Origin of the sequence: Pseudomonas resinovorans NBRC 106553, from assembly GCF_000412695.1 — a bacterium.
Classification (GTDB): domain Bacteria; phylum Pseudomonadota; class Gammaproteobacteria; order Pseudomonadales; family Pseudomonadaceae; genus Metapseudomonas; species Metapseudomonas resinovorans_A.
The window spans coordinates 5,626,075-5,642,973 of record NC_021499.1; the positions used below are offsets into that span (position 1 = coordinate 5,626,075).

A 16,899-nucleotide genomic window follows, 5' to 3' on the forward strand; every position below is an offset into this window, starting at 1 on the left:
CACGGACGGGACTAGGCCGGGGCGCCGGGCGAACCCTGGCGCTCGAGCAGCGGATAGGCCAGCGCGGTGACGTGGTGGTGGATGCGCCGGTAATCCCGTAGCAGGCGCTGGAACAGATCGCCGGATTCGACCCTGGCCCCGCGCTCCTCGCGCAAGCGCCGGAAGTGCTCGCGGCTGGCGTTGACCTCCAGGCGCCGCAGCAAGGCCTTGCGCGCCATCAGGCGCTGCGCGGCCGCCACGTCCTCGCGCAGGAACACGCCGATGGCCAGGTGCAGGCTTTCCTCGATGGCCGCCTGCAACGGCAGCACGCAGTCCCGCTCGAACTCGGACAGCACGCGGCCGCGCCCGGCCCGCTGCATCACCAGCGGCAGCAGGCTGTTGGCCACCAGGTCGCCGATGTGCTCGATGTTGATGGCGAACAGGAGGATTTCCTGGGCGCGGTCGGCGTCCTCGTCGCTCATGCCGTCCTGGCCGATATCCGCCAGGTAAGCGCGAATCGCGGCGCTCAGTCGGTCGAGGGCCTGGTCCTGGCTGCGGATCTCGCCAGCGGCGGCGTTGTCGGGCTTCTCCATCAGGCCGGTGGTGCGGCGCAGCATCAGGCCGGCCATGTCGGCCAGCCGCAAGGACTCGCGGGTGGCATTGACCAGGCCGATGTTGGTCACGTCCAGCCCGGCTTCGTCGAGATACTGCGGCAGGCCCGGTTCATCGGCTTGCGGCGTCTCGGGGAGCAGCCGCACCAGCAAGGCGGCGAGCGGCTCGGTGAAGCCGATGACCAGCAGCGCCAGGGCCAAGTTGAAGGCCATATGGAAGTACACGACGGCGGCGGCCTCGAACGGCGCCGCCCGCTCGGCCAACGGCGTCAGCCAGGGCAACACCAGCAGGCAGCCGAGCAGTCGCACCAGCAGGTTGCCCAGGGGGAGGCGCCTGGCCACGGGGGTACGCGCGCCACCCAGGGCCGGCAACGCACCGCCGAGGTTGGCGCCGAGCACCAGGGCCAGGGCGATCGGCAACGTGAGCAGGCCGGTGGGCACCAGGGCAGCCACCAGCAGCACCACGGCGACGCTGGAATGGCAGGCCCAGGTGAGCAGCGCGGCCAGCAGCAGGGCCAGCAGCGGATCGCCCTGCAGGCCACGTACGACCACGGTGAACACCGCGGAATCCTCGATCTGCTGCAACACCTGGCCGAGCAGCATCAGCGCCAGCAACATCAGGCCGAGGCCGATCAGGCTCTGGCCGATGCTCTCCAGGCGCGGGGCATCGCGCAGGCGGAACAGCACCAGGCCCAGCAGCAACGCCAGGGGCGCCAGCAACGCGGTATCGAAACTGAGCAACTGCACCACCAGGGTGCTGCCGACATTGGCGCCGAGCATGACCGCCAGCGCCGGGGCCAAGCCCAGGGTGCCGCTGGCGGTGAAGGAAGCGGCCATCATGCTGGTGGCGGTACTGCTCTGCAGCAGGCCGGTGATTCCGAGCCCCGCCAGCAGGGCCAGCCAGCGGTTGCCCAGGTGACGGCCGAGCCAGTTGCGCAGGCTGGTGCCGAAGCCGCGCAGCACGCCGCTGGCGATCATGTGCGTCCCCCACAGCAGCAGGGCCACGGCGCCGGCCAGGTTGATCAAGAGCGTGGTTCCCAACATGGCGGGACTCCTTATGGCGGTGGAGCGGCGTTGGCCGTGGACAACACGGCCAGCAGCAAGGTGGTGGCGCAGGCGCAGGCGACGAACAGCAGCCGCCAGCGCAGGGCCCGCAGGATGGGCGCGGGGAGCCGGGCGAAGGTGGCGCCGGCCGCGTCGTTGGGGGTTGGCGCATCAGCGCGCCGAGTCGGTTCGTTCATCTCGTGTCTCCAGGAAGGTCCGGGCGCGCCAGGCGCCGCCCGGACCGGACGTTCGAGGACGGCTCAGTACCACTGGCCGAAGCGGCGGATGTAGATCGTCTTCATCAATTGGGCGGTGACGCAGTAGCAGAGCAACGTGCCCACCAGCCAGGGGAAGTACGCCCAGGGCAGCGGCACCAGGCCGACCATGGAGCCCAGCGGCGAGAAGGGGATGTAGATACCCAGCACCATCACCAGCCCGGTCATCAGCATCACCGGCAAGGCCGCGGTGCTCTGGATGAAGGGGATCTTGCGGGTGCGCAGCATGTGCACCACCAGCGTCTGCGAGAGGAGGCCCTCGATGAACCAGCCGGACTGGAACAACGCCTGCATCTCGGGGCTGTTGGCGGCGAACACGAACCACATCAGGGCGAAGGTGGTGATGTCGAAGATGGACGAGGTGGGGCCGATCCAGAGCATGAAGCGGCCGATGTTCTTCGCGTCCCACTTGCGCGGCTTGGCGAGGAACTCCTTGTCCATCTTGTCCCAGGGCAGCGACAGCTGGGAGATGTCGTACATCAGGTTCTGCAGTAGCAGGTGGATCGCAAGCATCGGCAGGAAGGGGATGAAGGCGCTGGCGACCAGGACCGAGAACACGTTGCCGAAGTTGGAGCTGGCGGTCATGTTCAGGTACTTCATGATGTTGCCGAAGGTCTCGCGGCCCTTGATCACGCCCTCCTCCAGCACCATCAGGCTCTTTTCCAGGAGGATGATGTCGGCCGATTCCTTGGCGATATCGGTGGCGCCGTCCACCGATATGCCGACATCGGCATCGCGCAATGCCGGGGCGTCGTTGATGCCGTCGCCGAGGAAGCCCACGGTATGGCCGTTGTTCTGCAGCGCCTTGAGCACCCGCGACTTCTGCAGCGGGGTGAGCTTGGCGAATACCGTGCGTTCCTCCACCAGGCGGCCGAGCACGCCGTCGTCCATGTGGTCGATATCGCGGCCCAGCAGCGGCTCGCCGACCTCCAGCCCCACCTCGCGGCAGATCTTCGCGGTGACCACCGGGTTGTCGCCGGTCAGCACCTTCACCGCCACGCCGTTGCCGCGCAGGGCGGCGATGGCCGGGCCGGCGGTTTCCTTCGGCGGATCGAGGAAGGTGAGCAGGCCTTCGATGACCAGCTCGCGCTCGTCGCTGCCGCTGTATTGCTTGCGCGCCTCGCTCGGCAACAGCTCGCGGGTGCCCACCAGCAGCACGCGGAAGCCGTCGCGGTTCAACTCCCCGGCCTGCTCCAGCAGCGCCGCGCGCTGGCTCTCGTCGAGCGCCACGGCGACGCCGTCCTGACGCACGCGGGTGGCGATTTCGAGCATTTCCTCCACCGCGCCCTTGCACACCAGCAGGTGATGGCCTTGGCGGTCCTGGAGGATCACCGACAGCCGGCGGCGGACGAAGTCGAAGGGCAGCTCGTCGACCTTGCGCCATGACCCGGGGGCGCTGAAGCGCGGATTCTCCTCGGCGAAGCGCACCACGGCGCGGTCCATCAGGTTCTTCATGCCGGACTGGTGGTGGCTGTTCAGCCAGGCCAGTTGCAGTACCTGCTCGCAACGCTGGCCGGCAAGGTCGAGATGGTGCTCGAGGATGATCCGGTCCTGGGTCAGGGTGCCGGTCTTGTCGGTGCACAGCACGTCCATGGCGCCGAAGTTCTGGATGGCGTTGAGACGCTTGACCACCACCTTGCGCCTGACCATCGCCACCGCGCCCTTGGCCAGGTTGGCGCTGACGATCATCGGCAGCATTTCCGGGGTCAGCCCCACCGCCACCGCCAGGGCGAACATGAAGGCCTCGGCCCAGTCGCCCTTGGTGAAGCCGTTGATCAGCAGCACCACCGGCACCATCACCAGCATGAAGCGGATCAGCAGCCAGCTGACGCTGTTCACCCCACGATCGAAGGAAGTCTGCGCCCGCGAACCGACGATGGAGCGGGCCAGCGAGCCGAAGTAGGTGCGCGCGCCGGTGGCCACCACCACGGCGGTGGCGGTGCCGCTGACCACGTTGGTGCCCATGAAGCAGATGTTCGGCAGTTCCAGCAGGTCGTGCTGGTCGACGGCCACCCGCTCGGCGGACTTCTCCCGCACCGCGCCGAGGGTGTCGTACTTCTCCACCGGCAAGGCTTCGCCGGTGAGCACGGCCTGGCTGATGAACAGGTCGCGGGATTCGATCAGGCGGATGTCGGCCGGGATCATGTCGCCGGCCGACAGGCGCAGGATGTCGCCGACCACCAGCTCGCCCATGGGAATCTCGCGCAGTTCGCCGCGCATGCCCGGTTTGTCGCGGCGCAGCACCGTGGCGGTGGTGCGCACCATGGCCTTGAGCGCCTCGGCGGCCTTGGCCGAGCGGTACTCCTGCCAGAAGCGCATCAGGCCACTGCCCAGGACCATGCAGAGGACGATGGTCACGCCGGTCAGATCGGTTTCCTCGCCGTCTCGCAGCGGCAGCCAGAAGTCGGTGAAGAAGCTGATCACCGACAGCGTCATCAACACGTAGATGAAGGGGTTGTTGAAGGCCTTCAGCAATTGCAGCAGCGCGTGGGGCGGCCGGTCGTGCGCTACCTCGTTGGGGCCGTCCTGCTGCAGGCGTGCCTGGGCCTCGGCCAGGTCGAGGCCGTCCTGGCGGCTGCGCACATTGAAGAGGGTGGTTTCCAGGCTGTTCTGCGCCTCGCGGGCGGCACGCATGGACAGCTTGTCGTTACGGCGTTCGGCTTCGAGCCGGGTGTCTTGCTTGGTCGCTACGCTCATGACTCGGGTCTCCTGTCGCGAGCTGCGCGACGGCGACACGAGTCGGCTACCGGTCAAGTGACGGGCAGCGGCGTGCCGGGTCGCGGTGCTCGCGATCGGTCATCGGGAATGTCGGGGATTTCGGGGCAGGCCCACTGCGGGCGGCCGAAGGGGCGGCGCGCAGCGGGCCGACTTGGTGGTTCGTCCATGGCAGGCTCCTTGTGCGGGGGAACGGATACCGGCGCGCCTAGCGGCGGCGGGCCTGGCGTTGCTCAGGCGCTACGGCGCCCGGCCGTTGGCCGGCCGCGCTGATGCATCGGCTGGAAGTGGTCGTGGCGTGAGCCAGGAGGCCATTGCGCGGACGCGCATCCGCGCCAACAGGGCGGATGCGCGGGGGGAATGCGGAGTGTGGAAGTGCATGTATCACCTGTACCCGGCGCGCCGGTCACAGGTGAGCAGCCAGGGATCAGCCCAGGAAGCCGCTCAACCGACCGGCCCGTTGCGGGCTCCGTCGTGCTTGGTTCGTGTTCATCACGCCGGCACTCTCGTTGAGGGCCGGCCGACATCTGCTGGGAATACTGTCCATGGCTCGCTTGATCGGAAAAAGGAGGGCCCGGCTACTGCTGGGCGGGCGATTTATAGGCCCGGGTGGCGAGAGGGTCAAGGACTGATCCGGGCCAGTCGTGCGGTTCGGACGTTTCGTTCAGCGAACCGACAGCTCTCCTACCCGCGAGCGCCCTTCGACGGCCCCCCGGCTATACTGCGCCGCCTGACTGGAGCCCTGCATGAGCCTGTTGCGCGACGCCTGGCGGCATACCCCGACCCACCACAAGGTCTGGGCGCTGGCAGCCCCGATGATCCTCTCGAACCTTTCCGTGCCGCTGGTGGCGCTGGTGGACAGCACGGTGGTGGGCCATCTGCCCCACGCGCACCAGCTTGCCGCCGTGGCGGTGGGTAGCACCCTGTACATGCTGCTGCTCGGCGTACTGGGCTTCCTGCGCATGGGTACCACCGGCTTCGCCGCCCAGGCCGCCGGCCGCGCCGATGGCGGCGCCCTGCGCCAGGTGCTGCTGCAGGGCCTGGGGCTGGCATCGGGCCTGGCGCTGCTGCTGGGCCTGCTGGCGGTGCCCTTCAGCGGCTTCGCACTGCACCTGATGGCCCCCTCGGCGGAGCTGGACGCGCTGACCCGCGAGTTCTTCCACATCCGCCTGCTCGGGCTGCCGGCGGCCCTGGCCAACTACGCCCTGGTGGGCTGGTTCCTCGGCACCCAGAACGCCCGCGCGCCGCTGGCCATCCTGCTCGGCACCAACCTGGCCAACATCGCCCTGGCGCTGTGGTTCGTCCTCGGGCTCGACTGGGGCGTGGCCGGTGCCGCGCGCGCGGCGGTGATCGCCGAATGGAGCGGCGTGCTGATCGGCCTGGCGCTGACCCGCGGCGCCCTGCGCCGCCACCCCGGTCGCATCGACTGGCCGGCGCTGCGGCTGTGGCGCAACTGGCGGCCGCTGCTGGCGGTGAACCGCGACATCTTCATCCGCTCCCTGGCGCTGCAGCTGGTGTTCTTCCTGCTCACGGTGCAGGGCACCCGCCTGGGGGATGCCACGGTGGCGGCCAACGCCCTGCTGCTCAACGGCCTGCTGGTGACCGCCTACGCGCTGGATGGCCTGGCCCATGCGGTGGAGGCCCTGTGCGGTCACGCCATCGGCGCCCGCGACCGCCTGACCCTGCGCCGCTCGCTGCTGGTGGCCGGTGGCTGGTCGCTGATCGCGAGCCTGGCCTTCGCGCTGTTCTTCGCCATCGGCGGCGACCTGTTCATCAACATGCAGAGCGATATCGCCGAGGTGCGCGAGGTGGCCCACCACTACCTGCCCTACCTGGCGCTGTTGCCCCTGGTGGCGGTGTGGAGCTACCTGCTGGACGGCCTGTTCATCGGCGCCACCCGCGCCCGCGAGATGCGCGACGCCATGCTGGTGGCGGTGGTACTTAGCCTGCCACTGGGTTGGGGGCTACAGTTTCTCGGCAACCACGGCCTCTGGCTGGCCTTCCTCGCCTTCATGGCCCTGCGGGGGATCAGTCTGGGTATCCAGGCCTGGCGCCTGAAACGGAACGACGCCTGGTTCGCCGGCGCACATGGATAAGCAAGCCGGACCATAACTAGAAAACCCTGATGACCTGAAGGAGCCCTCATGGGACAAGCAATCGCCGCCTATCTGCATTTCATCTCGATCTTCGTGCTCTTCGCCCTGCTCACCCTTGAGCACCGGCTGTTCAAGCTGCCGCTGGACCTGGAACGGGCCCGCAGCCTCGTGCGCATCGATATCGGCTACGGCCTGGCCGCCGGCGTGGTGCTGCTGACCGGCCTGGCGCGGGTGGTCTGGTACGGCAAGGGCCTGGACTACTACCTGCACAACTCGCTGTTCCACGCCAAGGTCACCCTGTTCGTGCTGATCGCCCTGCTCTCGGCCTTCCCCACGTTCGTCTTCCTCAACTGGCGCAACGAGCTGAAGGCCGGCCAGGTGCCGCACATGAGCACGGGCAAGGCCCGTGCGGTGATCATGGTGATCCGCCTGGAGTTGCTGCTGGTGCTGATCCTGCCGCTGCTGGCCGTGCTGATGGCGCGCGGCTATGGGGTGATCGGCGGCTGACCGGCGCCGTTGGGCTTCGCTGCGCTCAGCCCAACCTACAGCAGCACATCGGGGAAGGGCTCGGGGGCGAACACCGGGTTGAACGACAGGCGCTCCCGGGCCTGCTGCAGGGCCGCGGCCACGGCCTCCTCGCCATCGGCCAGGCCCTGCAGGTGGATGTACTCCACATGGTGCAGGCCGACGATGCCCAGTACATGGCGCAGGTAGGGTGAGAGGAAGTCCATCTGCTTGGTCCGTGCGCCCAGGTAATGGCCGCCGGAGCTCAGCACCACGAAGGTCGGGCGGTCCTCCAGCAGGCCGATTCGCTGGCCGTCCTCGATGCGGAAGCTGCGGTCGATGCGCACCACGTAGTCCAGCCAGAGCTTCAGCGCCGCCGGCACCATGTAGTTGTGCATGGGGGTGGAAATCAACAGGTAGTGGCTGCTCTCCAGCTCGCCGATCAGTTGCTCGGAGAGCGTGAAGTGCTCGTCCGCGCAGTCGGACTTGCCGACCACCGCCTGGGCGTAATCGGCACACAGCGGCGGCAGCGGCTCGCGCACCAGGTTGCGGACGATCACCTCGGCCTTCGGGTGGATGCGCCGGGCCATTTCCCGGGCCAGTTGGCCACCGGGCGAAGCCAGGTCGTTGGGACTGCATTCGAGCAGGAGGACGCGCGGCATGGTGGGCTCCTGAAAAGACTGAGAATCGCTCGCGGATATGAAAGCGCCGCAGCGGGATTTTTGCCAGGGGGGATGGACCGTCGGTTGGGCCGCATGCAGCCGATGGGCGCTGTAAGAGCGGGCAGCACGGGGAGGTGTTGCTCAAGCCGGATTGGCAATTTTGTGTGATTGCCCGGCCTGGCTCCCTGCCAATGGATGCCTCCCTCTCCCCCGGCCCCTCTCCCGGAGGGCGAGGGGTGACTCGCGCCTGATGCCCGTACCAACCTGAAACGAAGCATCGATGATGACGCCGCGCAAAGCGCCCCTTCAGACGGCCGAGTGGAATCCTTGCGCAGGGGGACGAGCGGCATGGATGCCGCGAGAGCCGCGCAGGGCCATGGATGGCCCTTCGCGGCGGCCCCCGGATCAAGGATGGAAGGAGGGAAGTTCGGCGCAGCCGAACCCGGATGTCGGGGCAAGCCCTTTGCTTCCTTTGGGTGGTGCGGCATTCCGACGACTGCCAAAGGAAGTCGCCCGAGGGGGCGAAACAGAAACCGGAAGCCCACTCGGCAATGAGCCAGACATCGGAAGCCCAAACCAGCTTGCCAATCCAACGTGATATCCAACCAAGAAAAAGCCCGGCACATGGCCGGGCTCTTTCATTACCGCACCCCGTCAGGACGACAGGTACGACGAGCGGGTCAGCCCCAGGCGCAGGGCGTCGACGTACTGGGTACGCTCGCGCGGGCTCAGCTTGGCGCTGGAGACCTTGTCGCGGTACAGCGCCATCAGCTCCTCGGGAGACAGGTGCACGTAGCGCAGCATGTCTTCGATGGTGTCGTGGGTCTCGATGCCGGCGTGGTACACGCTGCCGTCGTCATGCTGGTAGACGTTCACCGAGTCGGTGTCGCCGAACAGGTTGTGCATGTCGCCGAGGATTTCCTGGTAGGCGCCCACCAGGAACACGCCCAGCAGGTAGTCCTCGCCCTCGCGCACCTCGTGCACCGGCATGCTGGTCTCGATGCTCTGCTCATCGACGTACTGGTTGATCTTGCCGTCGGAGTCGCAGGTCAGGTCCTGCAGCACGGCGCGGCGCAGGGGCTCTTCGTCCAGGCGGTGCAGCGGGATGATCGGCAGCACCTGGCCGATGGCCCAGGTGTCCGGCAGGCTCTGGAACACCGAGAAGTTGCAGATGTACTTCTCCGCCAGCTTGTCGTTCAGCTCGTCGAGCACCTGGCGATGGGAACGCTGGCGCGCCTTGAGCTGGTTGTGCAGGCGACGGCAGATGGCGAAGTAGGTCTGCTCGGCCAGGGCCTTCTCGGCCAGCGTCAGCTTGCCTTCGGCGTACTGGGTGGCGGCGTCGCTCATGTAGTGGGTGGCGCGCCAGTAGGTCTCGGTGACCATCTCGGTATCGGTGGGGCCGAGCAGTTCGGCCAGCCAGCGGACGATCTCCGGCTGTTCGGCGAGGTTGGCGATCTGCGGCACGGCGTCGTTGTGGCGCTCGACGTCGGTCACCTGCATCACCAGCACGGCGTGGTGCGCGGTCATGGCGCGGCCGCTCTCGGAGAAGATGTGCGGATGCGGCAGGCCCTGGGCGTCGCAGAACTCCTTGAGCATGCCCACCACTACGCCGGCGTAGTCATCCATGTCGTAGTTGATGGAGCTGGCGTTGCGCGAGTGGGTGCCGTCGTAGTCCACGCCCAGGCCGCCGCCGACGTCGATATGATCCACCGGCAGGCCGAGGCTGCGCAGTTCGGCGTAGTAGCGGATGGCTTCCTTGAAACCGTGCTGGTAGTCGGCCAGGTTGGCGATCTGCGAGCCCATGTGGAAGTGCAGCAGGCGCACACCCTGGTCCAGGCCGGCCTTGCGGAAGCGCTCGACCACCGAGAGGATCTGCGCGGCAGAGAGGCCGAACTTGGACTTCTCGCCACCGGTGTCGGCCCACTTGGACGAGGCGAGCGACGACAGGCGCACGCGCAGGCCCACCTGGGGCGCCACCTTGAGCTCGGCGGCGATGTCGATGACGAACTCCACCTCGGCTTCTTTCTCGATGACGATGAAGACGTTGTGGCCGAGCTTCTGGCCCATCAGCGCCAGGCGGATGAACTCACGGTCCTTGTAGCCGTTGCAGACGATGGTGCCGCCTTTGGGCGCCAGCGCCAGCACCGCCAGCAGCTCCGGCTTGGAGCCGGCTTCCAGGCCGATGGAGACGTTCTGGGTAGCGATGATGTTTTCCACCACCGCTTCCTGCTGGTTGACCTTGATCGGGTACAGGGCCGTGTACTGGTTCTGGTACTCCAGGCGCGCGATGTTGGCGTCGAAGGCGCCGGTCAGCTGGCGTACGCGGTCCTGCAGGATATCGGGGAAGCGCACCAGCAGCGGCAGGGACAGGCCCGCCTCGCGCAGGTCGCCGACGATGTCGTAGAAGTCCACCGGCGCGCTGCCGGCACCGCGCGGGCGCACTTCGACGCGACCGGCTTCGTTGATTGCAAAATAGCCGGCTCCCCAGTGGCGAATGCCGTAGACACTGCGGCTGTCGGCCACGGTCCAGCTGGTGCCATCGTCTTTGCGCGTGCGTCGTGCGGACATCGGTTTCCCCTTGTGGGATAGAAAAGGGCCATACCCGCCGAAACCTGCCGGGCGGGCGCTGATAGATTAATTCGGTCGTATGACGCTGGAGTGTTGACCGCGACTATGCCGGTCAGTTTAGAAAGCCGTGGCTCAGCCGCCGGATTTCTTGGTCTTGAAGCCGCGCTTGGCGAGCTCTTCAAGCAACAGGTCCACGTGGTCGCCCTGGATCTCGATCACGCCGTCCTTCAGCGCTCCACCGGTGCCACAGCGCCGCTTGAGCGCAGTGGCCAGCTCCTTCAGGGCATCCTCGGCCAGCGGCACGCCGCTGACGGTGGTGACGGTCTTGCCGCCACGGCCCTTGGTTTCCCGGCGCACGCGGGCAATGCCATCGCCGGCAGGCACGCTGGCTTGCTTGCAGATACAGGCATCGAGAGGCTGGCGGCATTCCGGGCAGTGCCGGCCGCTGTCGGTGGAGTACACCAGGCCGCCGAGGGCGGCTAAGGACGAAGCTTTCTTGACCACCGGCTTTCCTCGTAGGGGTCAGGATAGCGACTGGTCGGCAGGTGCCGACCGCGAAGCCCCACTCTGGCAGGGGCAGCGCAGCCCGGCGCATGGCCGGGCTTGAAAGGCCGCGAAATTTACCAGCATTCGCGGCGAATGCTAAGTACGAAAATGCGCCATTGATCGACAGATTGGCGACCCCGTTCGGCATAGCGCACGAAAGGGTCCGGGATAATGCACAAACCCGCGCCTGGCGCGGGTTTGGCGTGGAGATGGAGCGCTTCTCGTAGGTTGGGTTGAGGAACGAAACCCAACGCCGCGATCGCCCGGAACCGCACGTTGGGCTTCGCTTCGCTCTGCCCAACCTACAGGGCAGCGAGATACAACTGCAGCGCCTTGAGGGAGTCGGGGCAGCAGGGCTCCAGGGCCACGGCCTGCTCCAAGGTCATGAAGCGCGCTTCCAGCACTTCCTCGGGCTGCAACTTCAGCGGCGCGTCGGAGACGGCGGAGAACACCGCGCCCCAAAGCCGGTTGCCCGGGCCGTCGAAATAGAAGCGGCCATGCTCGCGCAGGGGCACGCCGGCAATGCCGAGCTCTTCCTCCAGTTCGCGGGCGGCGGATTCGGCGTAGTCCTCGTCTTCCTGGACCATGCCACCAGCGGCCACGTCCCAGTAGCCCGGGTAGAGCGCCTTGCTCAGGGTGCGGCGGTGCACGCAAAGCTCGCCGGCGGAGTTGAACAGCAGGATGAAGGTGCCACGGGAGATCAGCCCGCGCTCACGCAGCTCGGCGCGCGGCAGGCCACCCAGGGGGCGGTCCTGCTCGTCGACCCAGGCCACCCGCTCGGCGTCGGAGGCGGCGCGATGGGCCGCCTCGCGATCGTCGATGGCCATCAGCCCTGCTCCAGCAACTGACGCAGGTCGATCACCGCGGCGTTGGCGCGGGAGATGTAGTTGGCCATCACCAGGGAGTGGTTGGCGAGGATGCCGTAGCCGCTGCCGTTCAGCACCATGGGGCTCCACAGCGGGTCCTGGGCGGCTTCCAGCTCACGGATGATTTGGCGCACGCTGATGGTGGCGTTCTTCTTCGCCAGCACGTCGGCGAAGTCCACCTCGATGGCGCGCAGGATGTGCGACAGCGCCCAGGCCTGGCCACGGGCTTCGTAGAAGACGTTGTCGATCTGCAGCCAGGGCGTCTCGACGATCTCCTCGCTCACCGCCGGCACCTGTCCGGACGCGGCGGCGGCTTCCGGGCTGATGTCGGTGTTCAGGCGTACCCGGCCGACGCTCGCGGAGAGGCGCTGGGACAGCGAACCCAGGCGGGTGGCGACGTCGCCTAGCCAGTTGTTGAGGTTGTCGGCGCGGCTGTAGAACTGCGCGTTGGGTTGCTTCGGATCGGCCAGGCGGGCGAGGAAGCGGTCCAGCGCACGAATGCCTTCACGGTACTCGGACTCGGAAGCCGGCAGCGCCCAGCTCTTGTTGTCGAAGTTGAAGCGCGGCTCGGCCTTGGCCAGGTCCGGGTCCTCGGTGGACTGCGACTGGGAGCGGGCGAAGTCCTTGCGCAGCGCGCGGGACAGGTCGCGTACCTGGACCAGCACGCCGTATTCCCAGCTGGGCATGTTGTCCAGCCAGAGCCCGGGCGGGGCCAGGTCGTTGGAGAGGTAGCCACCGCTCTTGTCGAGCAGGGTCTGGGCCACCGTCTTGAGGGTTTCCACCGTGGTGTAGCCGGTGACCATCTGGCGGCCGGCACGTTCGGCGGCGGCCTGGGCGTTCTGCTGCACGGGGAACAGGTCGGGCTCGCGGCTCCAGTACCAGCCGACCACCAGGCAGGCCAACAGGTAGATCACCAGCAGGCTGCCGAGGGCTCGGCTCAACCAGATACCGCCAAAGTAGCTGCGTACGTCGTCAACCGAATCATCGACGCGCTCGCGCGCCTCGCCCATACGCTTCTTCCAGTTAAGCATGGCAGTGTCCTTTGAATCTCGATCAGCTCGGAAAGGGTTCGACCACGTTCCGCCGCAGAGGTTGTGGCCGGGCCTTGCACTATAAGTGATGCGCGGACGCGGTGCAGTGCCCTTGCACCAAAGCAGCGGCCACGGCGCGATCATGTTTGCGGCTCCCGGCCGCCGATTACCGGCAGGTGCCGGCAGATTCGCGTAAATCCGGGACAGATGGCACTGGCGTACCGGTCACAAGATGATAGCATGGCGCCACCATTCGATCGTCTCCAGGCGACCTTCCCAGCCATGACCGAGCACGAAGACCCCAGCCGCGACCGTCTCAAGAACCACTTCGCCCAGCGAGTGATCAACCAGGCCCGCCACGTACTGGAGATCTGGCAGCGCCTGCAGCGCAGCGAGTGGAGCGCCGCCTGCATGAACGAGCTGGCCGAAGCCAGCCTCAACCTGCAGCGCTACGCCGAACGCTTCGAACAGCAGGAACACAGCCGCCTGGCTGTCGCCATCGGCAACTGCCTGCGCGGGATCGCGGAGAATCGCGGGCGACTGTCCAGCGACCTGATCACCGAACTCAGCCTGCTGATGCAACGCCTGTCGCGTACCGGCCTGCGCCAGGGCGACCAGTTCGAGCAGACCTTCCTGCCGCCCCTGCGCAAGCCGGTGTACCTGGCGCTGCAAAGCGAGGACCGCGCCGAACGCCTGACCCAGCAGCTGGAGTTCTTCGGCCTCAACGCGCAACTCTGCGAAAGCGCCAATGCCTTCCGCTCCGCCATGGCCGAGCGGCACCCGTCGGCGATTGTCCTGGAAGTGGACTTCGCCGGACCGGGCAAGGGCCTGGAGCTGGCCCGCGAGGCCCAGCAGGGCCTGGAGCAGAAGCTGCCGATCATCTTCTTCAGCCACGACGAAGCCGACGCCCCTACCCGCCTGGCCGCCGTGCGCGCCGGTGGCCAGGAGTTCTTCACCGGCGCCCTGGACGCCTCCAGCCTGCTGGAGAAACTCGAGACCCTGACCCGCACCGCCCACTACGACCCGTTCAAGGTGCTGGTGGTGGACGACTCCCGCGCCCAGGCCACCCATACCGAGCAGGTCCTCAACTCCGCCGGCATCGTCACCCGGGTCATCACCGAGCCGGTGCAGGCCCTGCTGGCCCTGGCCGACTTCCAGCCGGACCTGATCATCCTCGACATGTACATGCCCGAATGCCTGGGCACCGAGCTGGCCAAGGTGATCCGCCAGCACGAGCGCTATGTCAGCGTGCCGATCATCTACCTCTCGGCCGAGGACGACCTGAACAAGCAGCTGGACGCCATGAGCGAGGGCGGTGACGACTTCCTCACCAAGCCGATCAAGCCGCGCCACCTGATCGCCACGGTGCGCACCCGCGCCAAGCGCGCGCGCAGCCTCAAGGCGCGCATGGTGCGCGACAGCCTCACCGGCCTGTTCAACCACACCCACACCCTGCAGCTCCTGGAAGATGCCAGCTCCCGCACACGCCGGGAGGGCAAGCCGCTGTGCTTCGCCATGCTCGACATCGACCACTTCAAGAAGGTCAACGACACCTACGGCCATCCCATGGGCGACCGGGTGATCAAGAGCCTGGCCTTGTTCCTCAAGCAGCGCCTGCGCAAGACCGACTACATCGGCCGCTACGGCGGCGAGGAATTCGCCGTGGTGCTGCCCGACACCGACCTGGAGTCGGCCCGGCGGGTGCTGGAGGAAATCCGCCGACGCTTCGCCGAGATCCGCTACCCCGCGCAGCCCCAGGACCTCAGCTGCACCTTCAGCTGCGGCATCGCCGAGCTGCAGGACGAGCAGGACATCAACCAACTGTCCAAGCGCGCCGACGAAGCGCTCTACCGCGCCAAGCACGGCGGGCGCAACCGGGTGGAACTGCACCAGGACTGAGCCCGCCGTCACGGGACTGTCATCGAACGGCAATATCATCGGGCCATCTCCCAGAGCCCATCCACGACCTCGCGAATGCCCAGACAGGCAGCGCGGGAACCTGGCGGGCTGATTGTCTGCCGAGGTTCCGATGCGCCTGAAACTGCTCACCAACCTGATTACCCTGCTGCTGGTCACCGTGTGCCTGGCGCTGGGGGCCACCCTGTGGTGGTCGCAACGGGCGCTGGAGCGCCCCTACCAACTGATGGAGCAATACCTCGAGCTGTCCCAGCGCTTCCGCAGCGAGGTGGCGGACAACGTCCAGGGCTATCTCAACAGCGGCGATGCGCTGCGCCACAGCGCCGCCAGCCAGGGCATCGACAGCCTGGAGCAACGCCTCGGCCAGCTCCCCGCCGAATTCACCGACGAGCTGCTCCCCAGTTTCAATGAACTGCGCGAGTTCACCCGCGGCGAGCTACTGGCCGCCGGCAAGCTGGCGGGCGACCCCCAGGGCCTGCTGATCCAGGCCGAGCGGGAAATCGCCGGCGCCCTCGACCAGCTCGCCCACTATGCCGACTCCGCCGACACCCCGGCGGCCGGCGACTACCGCCCGCCCCTGTTCGCCGCCGCCCAGCACCTCAACCGCCTGAGCCAGGCCCGCGCCAAACTGGTGGCCAGCGGCCGCGACGAGCTGGCCGCCGACCTCGACCGCGAGTTGCAGGCCCTGGCTGGCGACAGCGCCCGGCTGGAGCAATTGCCCCTGCTCGGCTTAACCGACAGCGGCGGCTCGGCGGCGGACGATTTCGCCGCGATGATGGGCCTGGAAAGCAGCGGCGACAGCAGCCAGGCGGAAGACCGGGGCATCGCCTTGAAGCGCGAGCTGGCCGGCCTGCTCAAGCGCTATCCCGGCGAACTGACCCGCACCCGCGAACAGATCCAGCGCCGCGCCGAACTGCTCGCCGCCAGCACCCAGCGGGTCGACGCCCTGCAAGCGGCACTGGCCGCCCTGGAGCCGGAAGTCCGCGCCGAACACGGGCGCATCCAGGCCGAAGTGCGCCTGATGCAGGGCCTGATGATCGGCCTGATCCTGCTGATCGCCCTGTGCATCGACCGCATCCAGCGCCGCCTGACCCAGGTGCTCGGACGCCTGGTCGACGCCCTCGGCGCCTGGGCCGCCGGCGATTTCAGCCGCCCCATCGCCCTGGGTTCCAGCACCCGCGACCTGCGCCTGATCGAGGAATCCCTCAATCGCCTGCGCGACTACCTCGGAGAACTGGTGGGCACCATTCGCCAGCACGCCGAGCAGGTGGCCGGCAGCAGCAGCACCCTGGCCGACCTGAACAACGGCCTGCACAGCGGCGCCGAAGACCAGGCCGGCGGCACCGCGCAGATCCGCGACGCCCTGGGTGAACTGGAAAGCACCATCCAGCAGGTGGCCGGCGACGCCAGCCTGGCCGCCGATGCCAGCCGCGATGCAGGCCGCGCCGTGGAGCACGGGCAAAGCGTGATCGACCAGAGCCTGGCCGGGCTGCATCAGCTGGTGGGCGAGGTGCAGAACAACGCCCAGGCGGTGGAACGCCTGGCGGAAGAAACCGAAACCATCGACAAGGTGCTGACGGTGATCCGCGCCATCGCCGAACAGACCAACCTGCTGGCCCTCAATGCCGCCATCGAGGCGGCCCGCGCCGGCGAGATGGGCCGTGGCTTCGCCGTGGTCGCCGAGGAAGTCCGCTCCCTGGCCCGGCGTACCACCGGTGCCACCAGCGAGATCCAGCAGTTGATCGCGCGCCTGCAGCAGGCGGCGCGGCAATCGGTGGACGCCATGCGCATCCAGGTGGAGCACGCCGAGTCCAGCGCCGAGCAGGCGGCCGCCGCCGACGGCGCCCTGGTGGAGGTGGTCAGCGCCATCCGCACCATCGCCAGCATGGCCGAGCGCATCGCCGACGCCACCGCCCAGCAGTCCGGCGCGGTCAGCGATATCCGCGACCACAGCGAGCAGATCCACCAGCTGGGCGGCAACAACCTGGTGCGCATCGGCGAGAGCCGCAGCCAGGGCGAACGGCTGTTGCGCCTGGGCGGGGAACTGCACACCGCCGTGCAGGCCTTCCGGGTCTGAGCCGGGCG

Annotated in this window: 12 protein-coding genes; 4 read left to right on the plus strand and 8 right to left on the minus strand. The window is 67.7% G+C overall.

The features are described 5' to 3' along the window. Positions 1-11 precede the first annotated feature (11 nt). From PCA10_RS25325 to mgtA, 3 genes are all read right to left on the minus strand, one after another. Positions 12-1,634 carry a Na/Pi cotransporter family protein gene (locus PCA10_RS25325; protein WP_016494938.1) on the minus strand — a complete coding sequence of 541 codons (1,623 nt, stop codon included), beginning with the start codon at positions 1,632-1,634 and terminating at the stop codon, positions 12-14. Between the two features lie 11 nt (positions 1,635-1,645). Continuing rightward, positions 1,646-1,831: a hypothetical protein gene (locus tag PCA10_RS25330; RefSeq protein WP_016494939.1), complete on the minus strand. Its 186-nt coding sequence runs from the start codon at positions 1,829-1,831 to the stop codon at positions 1,646-1,648. Between the two features lie 63 nt (positions 1,832-1,894). Then, on the minus strand, positions 1,895-4,606 hold the full coding sequence (gene mgtA / locus PCA10_RS25335) for a magnesium-translocating P-type ATPase (RefSeq protein ID WP_016494940.1): 2,712 nt from the start codon (positions 4,604-4,606) through the stop codon (positions 1,895-1,897). Between the two features lie 764 nt (positions 4,607-5,370). Here mgtA and PCA10_RS25340 point away from each other — a divergent pair. Continuing rightward, the gene (locus PCA10_RS25340) at positions 5,371-6,720 is read left to right on the plus strand and encodes an MATE family efflux transporter (RefSeq protein ID WP_016494941.1); all 1,350 of its coding nucleotides are present in this window, start codon (positions 5,371-5,373) and stop codon (positions 6,718-6,720) included. A gap of 48 nt (positions 6,721-6,768) precedes the next feature. Next, positions 6,769-7,227, plus strand: coding sequence for a DUF2214 family protein (locus tag PCA10_RS25345; RefSeq protein WP_016494942.1), 459 nt, complete (start codon positions 6,769-6,771; stop codon positions 7,225-7,227). A 35-nt stretch (positions 7,228-7,262) separates the two neighbouring features. Here PCA10_RS25345 and PCA10_RS25350 read toward each other — a convergent pair whose 3' ends face one another. The 5 genes from PCA10_RS25350 to PCA10_RS25370 form a co-directional block, all read right to left on the minus strand. Continuing rightward, complete coding sequence (locus PCA10_RS25350; RefSeq protein WP_016494943.1) at positions 7,263-7,886, minus strand: FMN-dependent NADH-azoreductase; 624 nt, start codon at positions 7,884-7,886, stop codon at positions 7,263-7,265. 654 nt (positions 7,887-8,540) lie between these two features. Next, positions 8,541-10,454, minus strand: coding sequence for an arginine decarboxylase (gene speA, locus PCA10_RS25355; RefSeq protein WP_016494944.1), 1,914 nt, complete (start codon positions 10,452-10,454; stop codon positions 8,541-8,543). Positions 10,455-10,586: 132 nt separating this feature from the next. Continuing rightward, the gene (locus PCA10_RS25360) at positions 10,587-10,958 is read right to left on the minus strand and encodes a translation initiation factor Sui1 (protein ID WP_016494945.1); all 372 of its coding nucleotides are present in this window, start codon (positions 10,956-10,958) and stop codon (positions 10,587-10,589) included. A gap of 344 nt (positions 10,959-11,302) precedes the next feature. Next, positions 11,303-11,827 (minus strand): NUDIX hydrolase YfcD, encoded by a 525-nt coding sequence (yfcD, locus tag PCA10_RS25365; RefSeq protein ID WP_016494946.1) that lies wholly within the window; start codon positions 11,825-11,827, stop codon positions 11,303-11,305. Next, positions 11,827-12,897: a DUF2333 family protein gene (locus PCA10_RS25370; protein WP_016494947.1), complete on the minus strand. Its 1,071-nt coding sequence runs from the start codon at positions 12,895-12,897 to the stop codon at positions 11,827-11,829. Before PCA10_RS25370 ends, yfcD begins: the two co-directional genes overlap by 1 nt. 282 nt (positions 12,898-13,179) lie before the next feature. On the opposite strand from PCA10_RS25370, the gene PCA10_RS25375 reads away from it, so the two are divergent. Further along, entirely contained in the window at positions 13,180-14,796 is a 1,617-nt protein-coding gene (locus PCA10_RS25375) for a response regulator (RefSeq protein ID WP_016494948.1), read from the plus strand. A 130-nt stretch (positions 14,797-14,926) separates the two neighbouring features. Then, positions 14,927-16,891 carry a methyl-accepting chemotaxis protein gene (locus PCA10_RS25380; protein ID WP_016494949.1) on the plus strand — a complete coding sequence of 655 codons (1,965 nt, stop codon included), beginning with the start codon at positions 14,927-14,929 and terminating at the stop codon, positions 16,889-16,891. Positions 16,892-16,899: the final 8 nt, after the last annotated feature.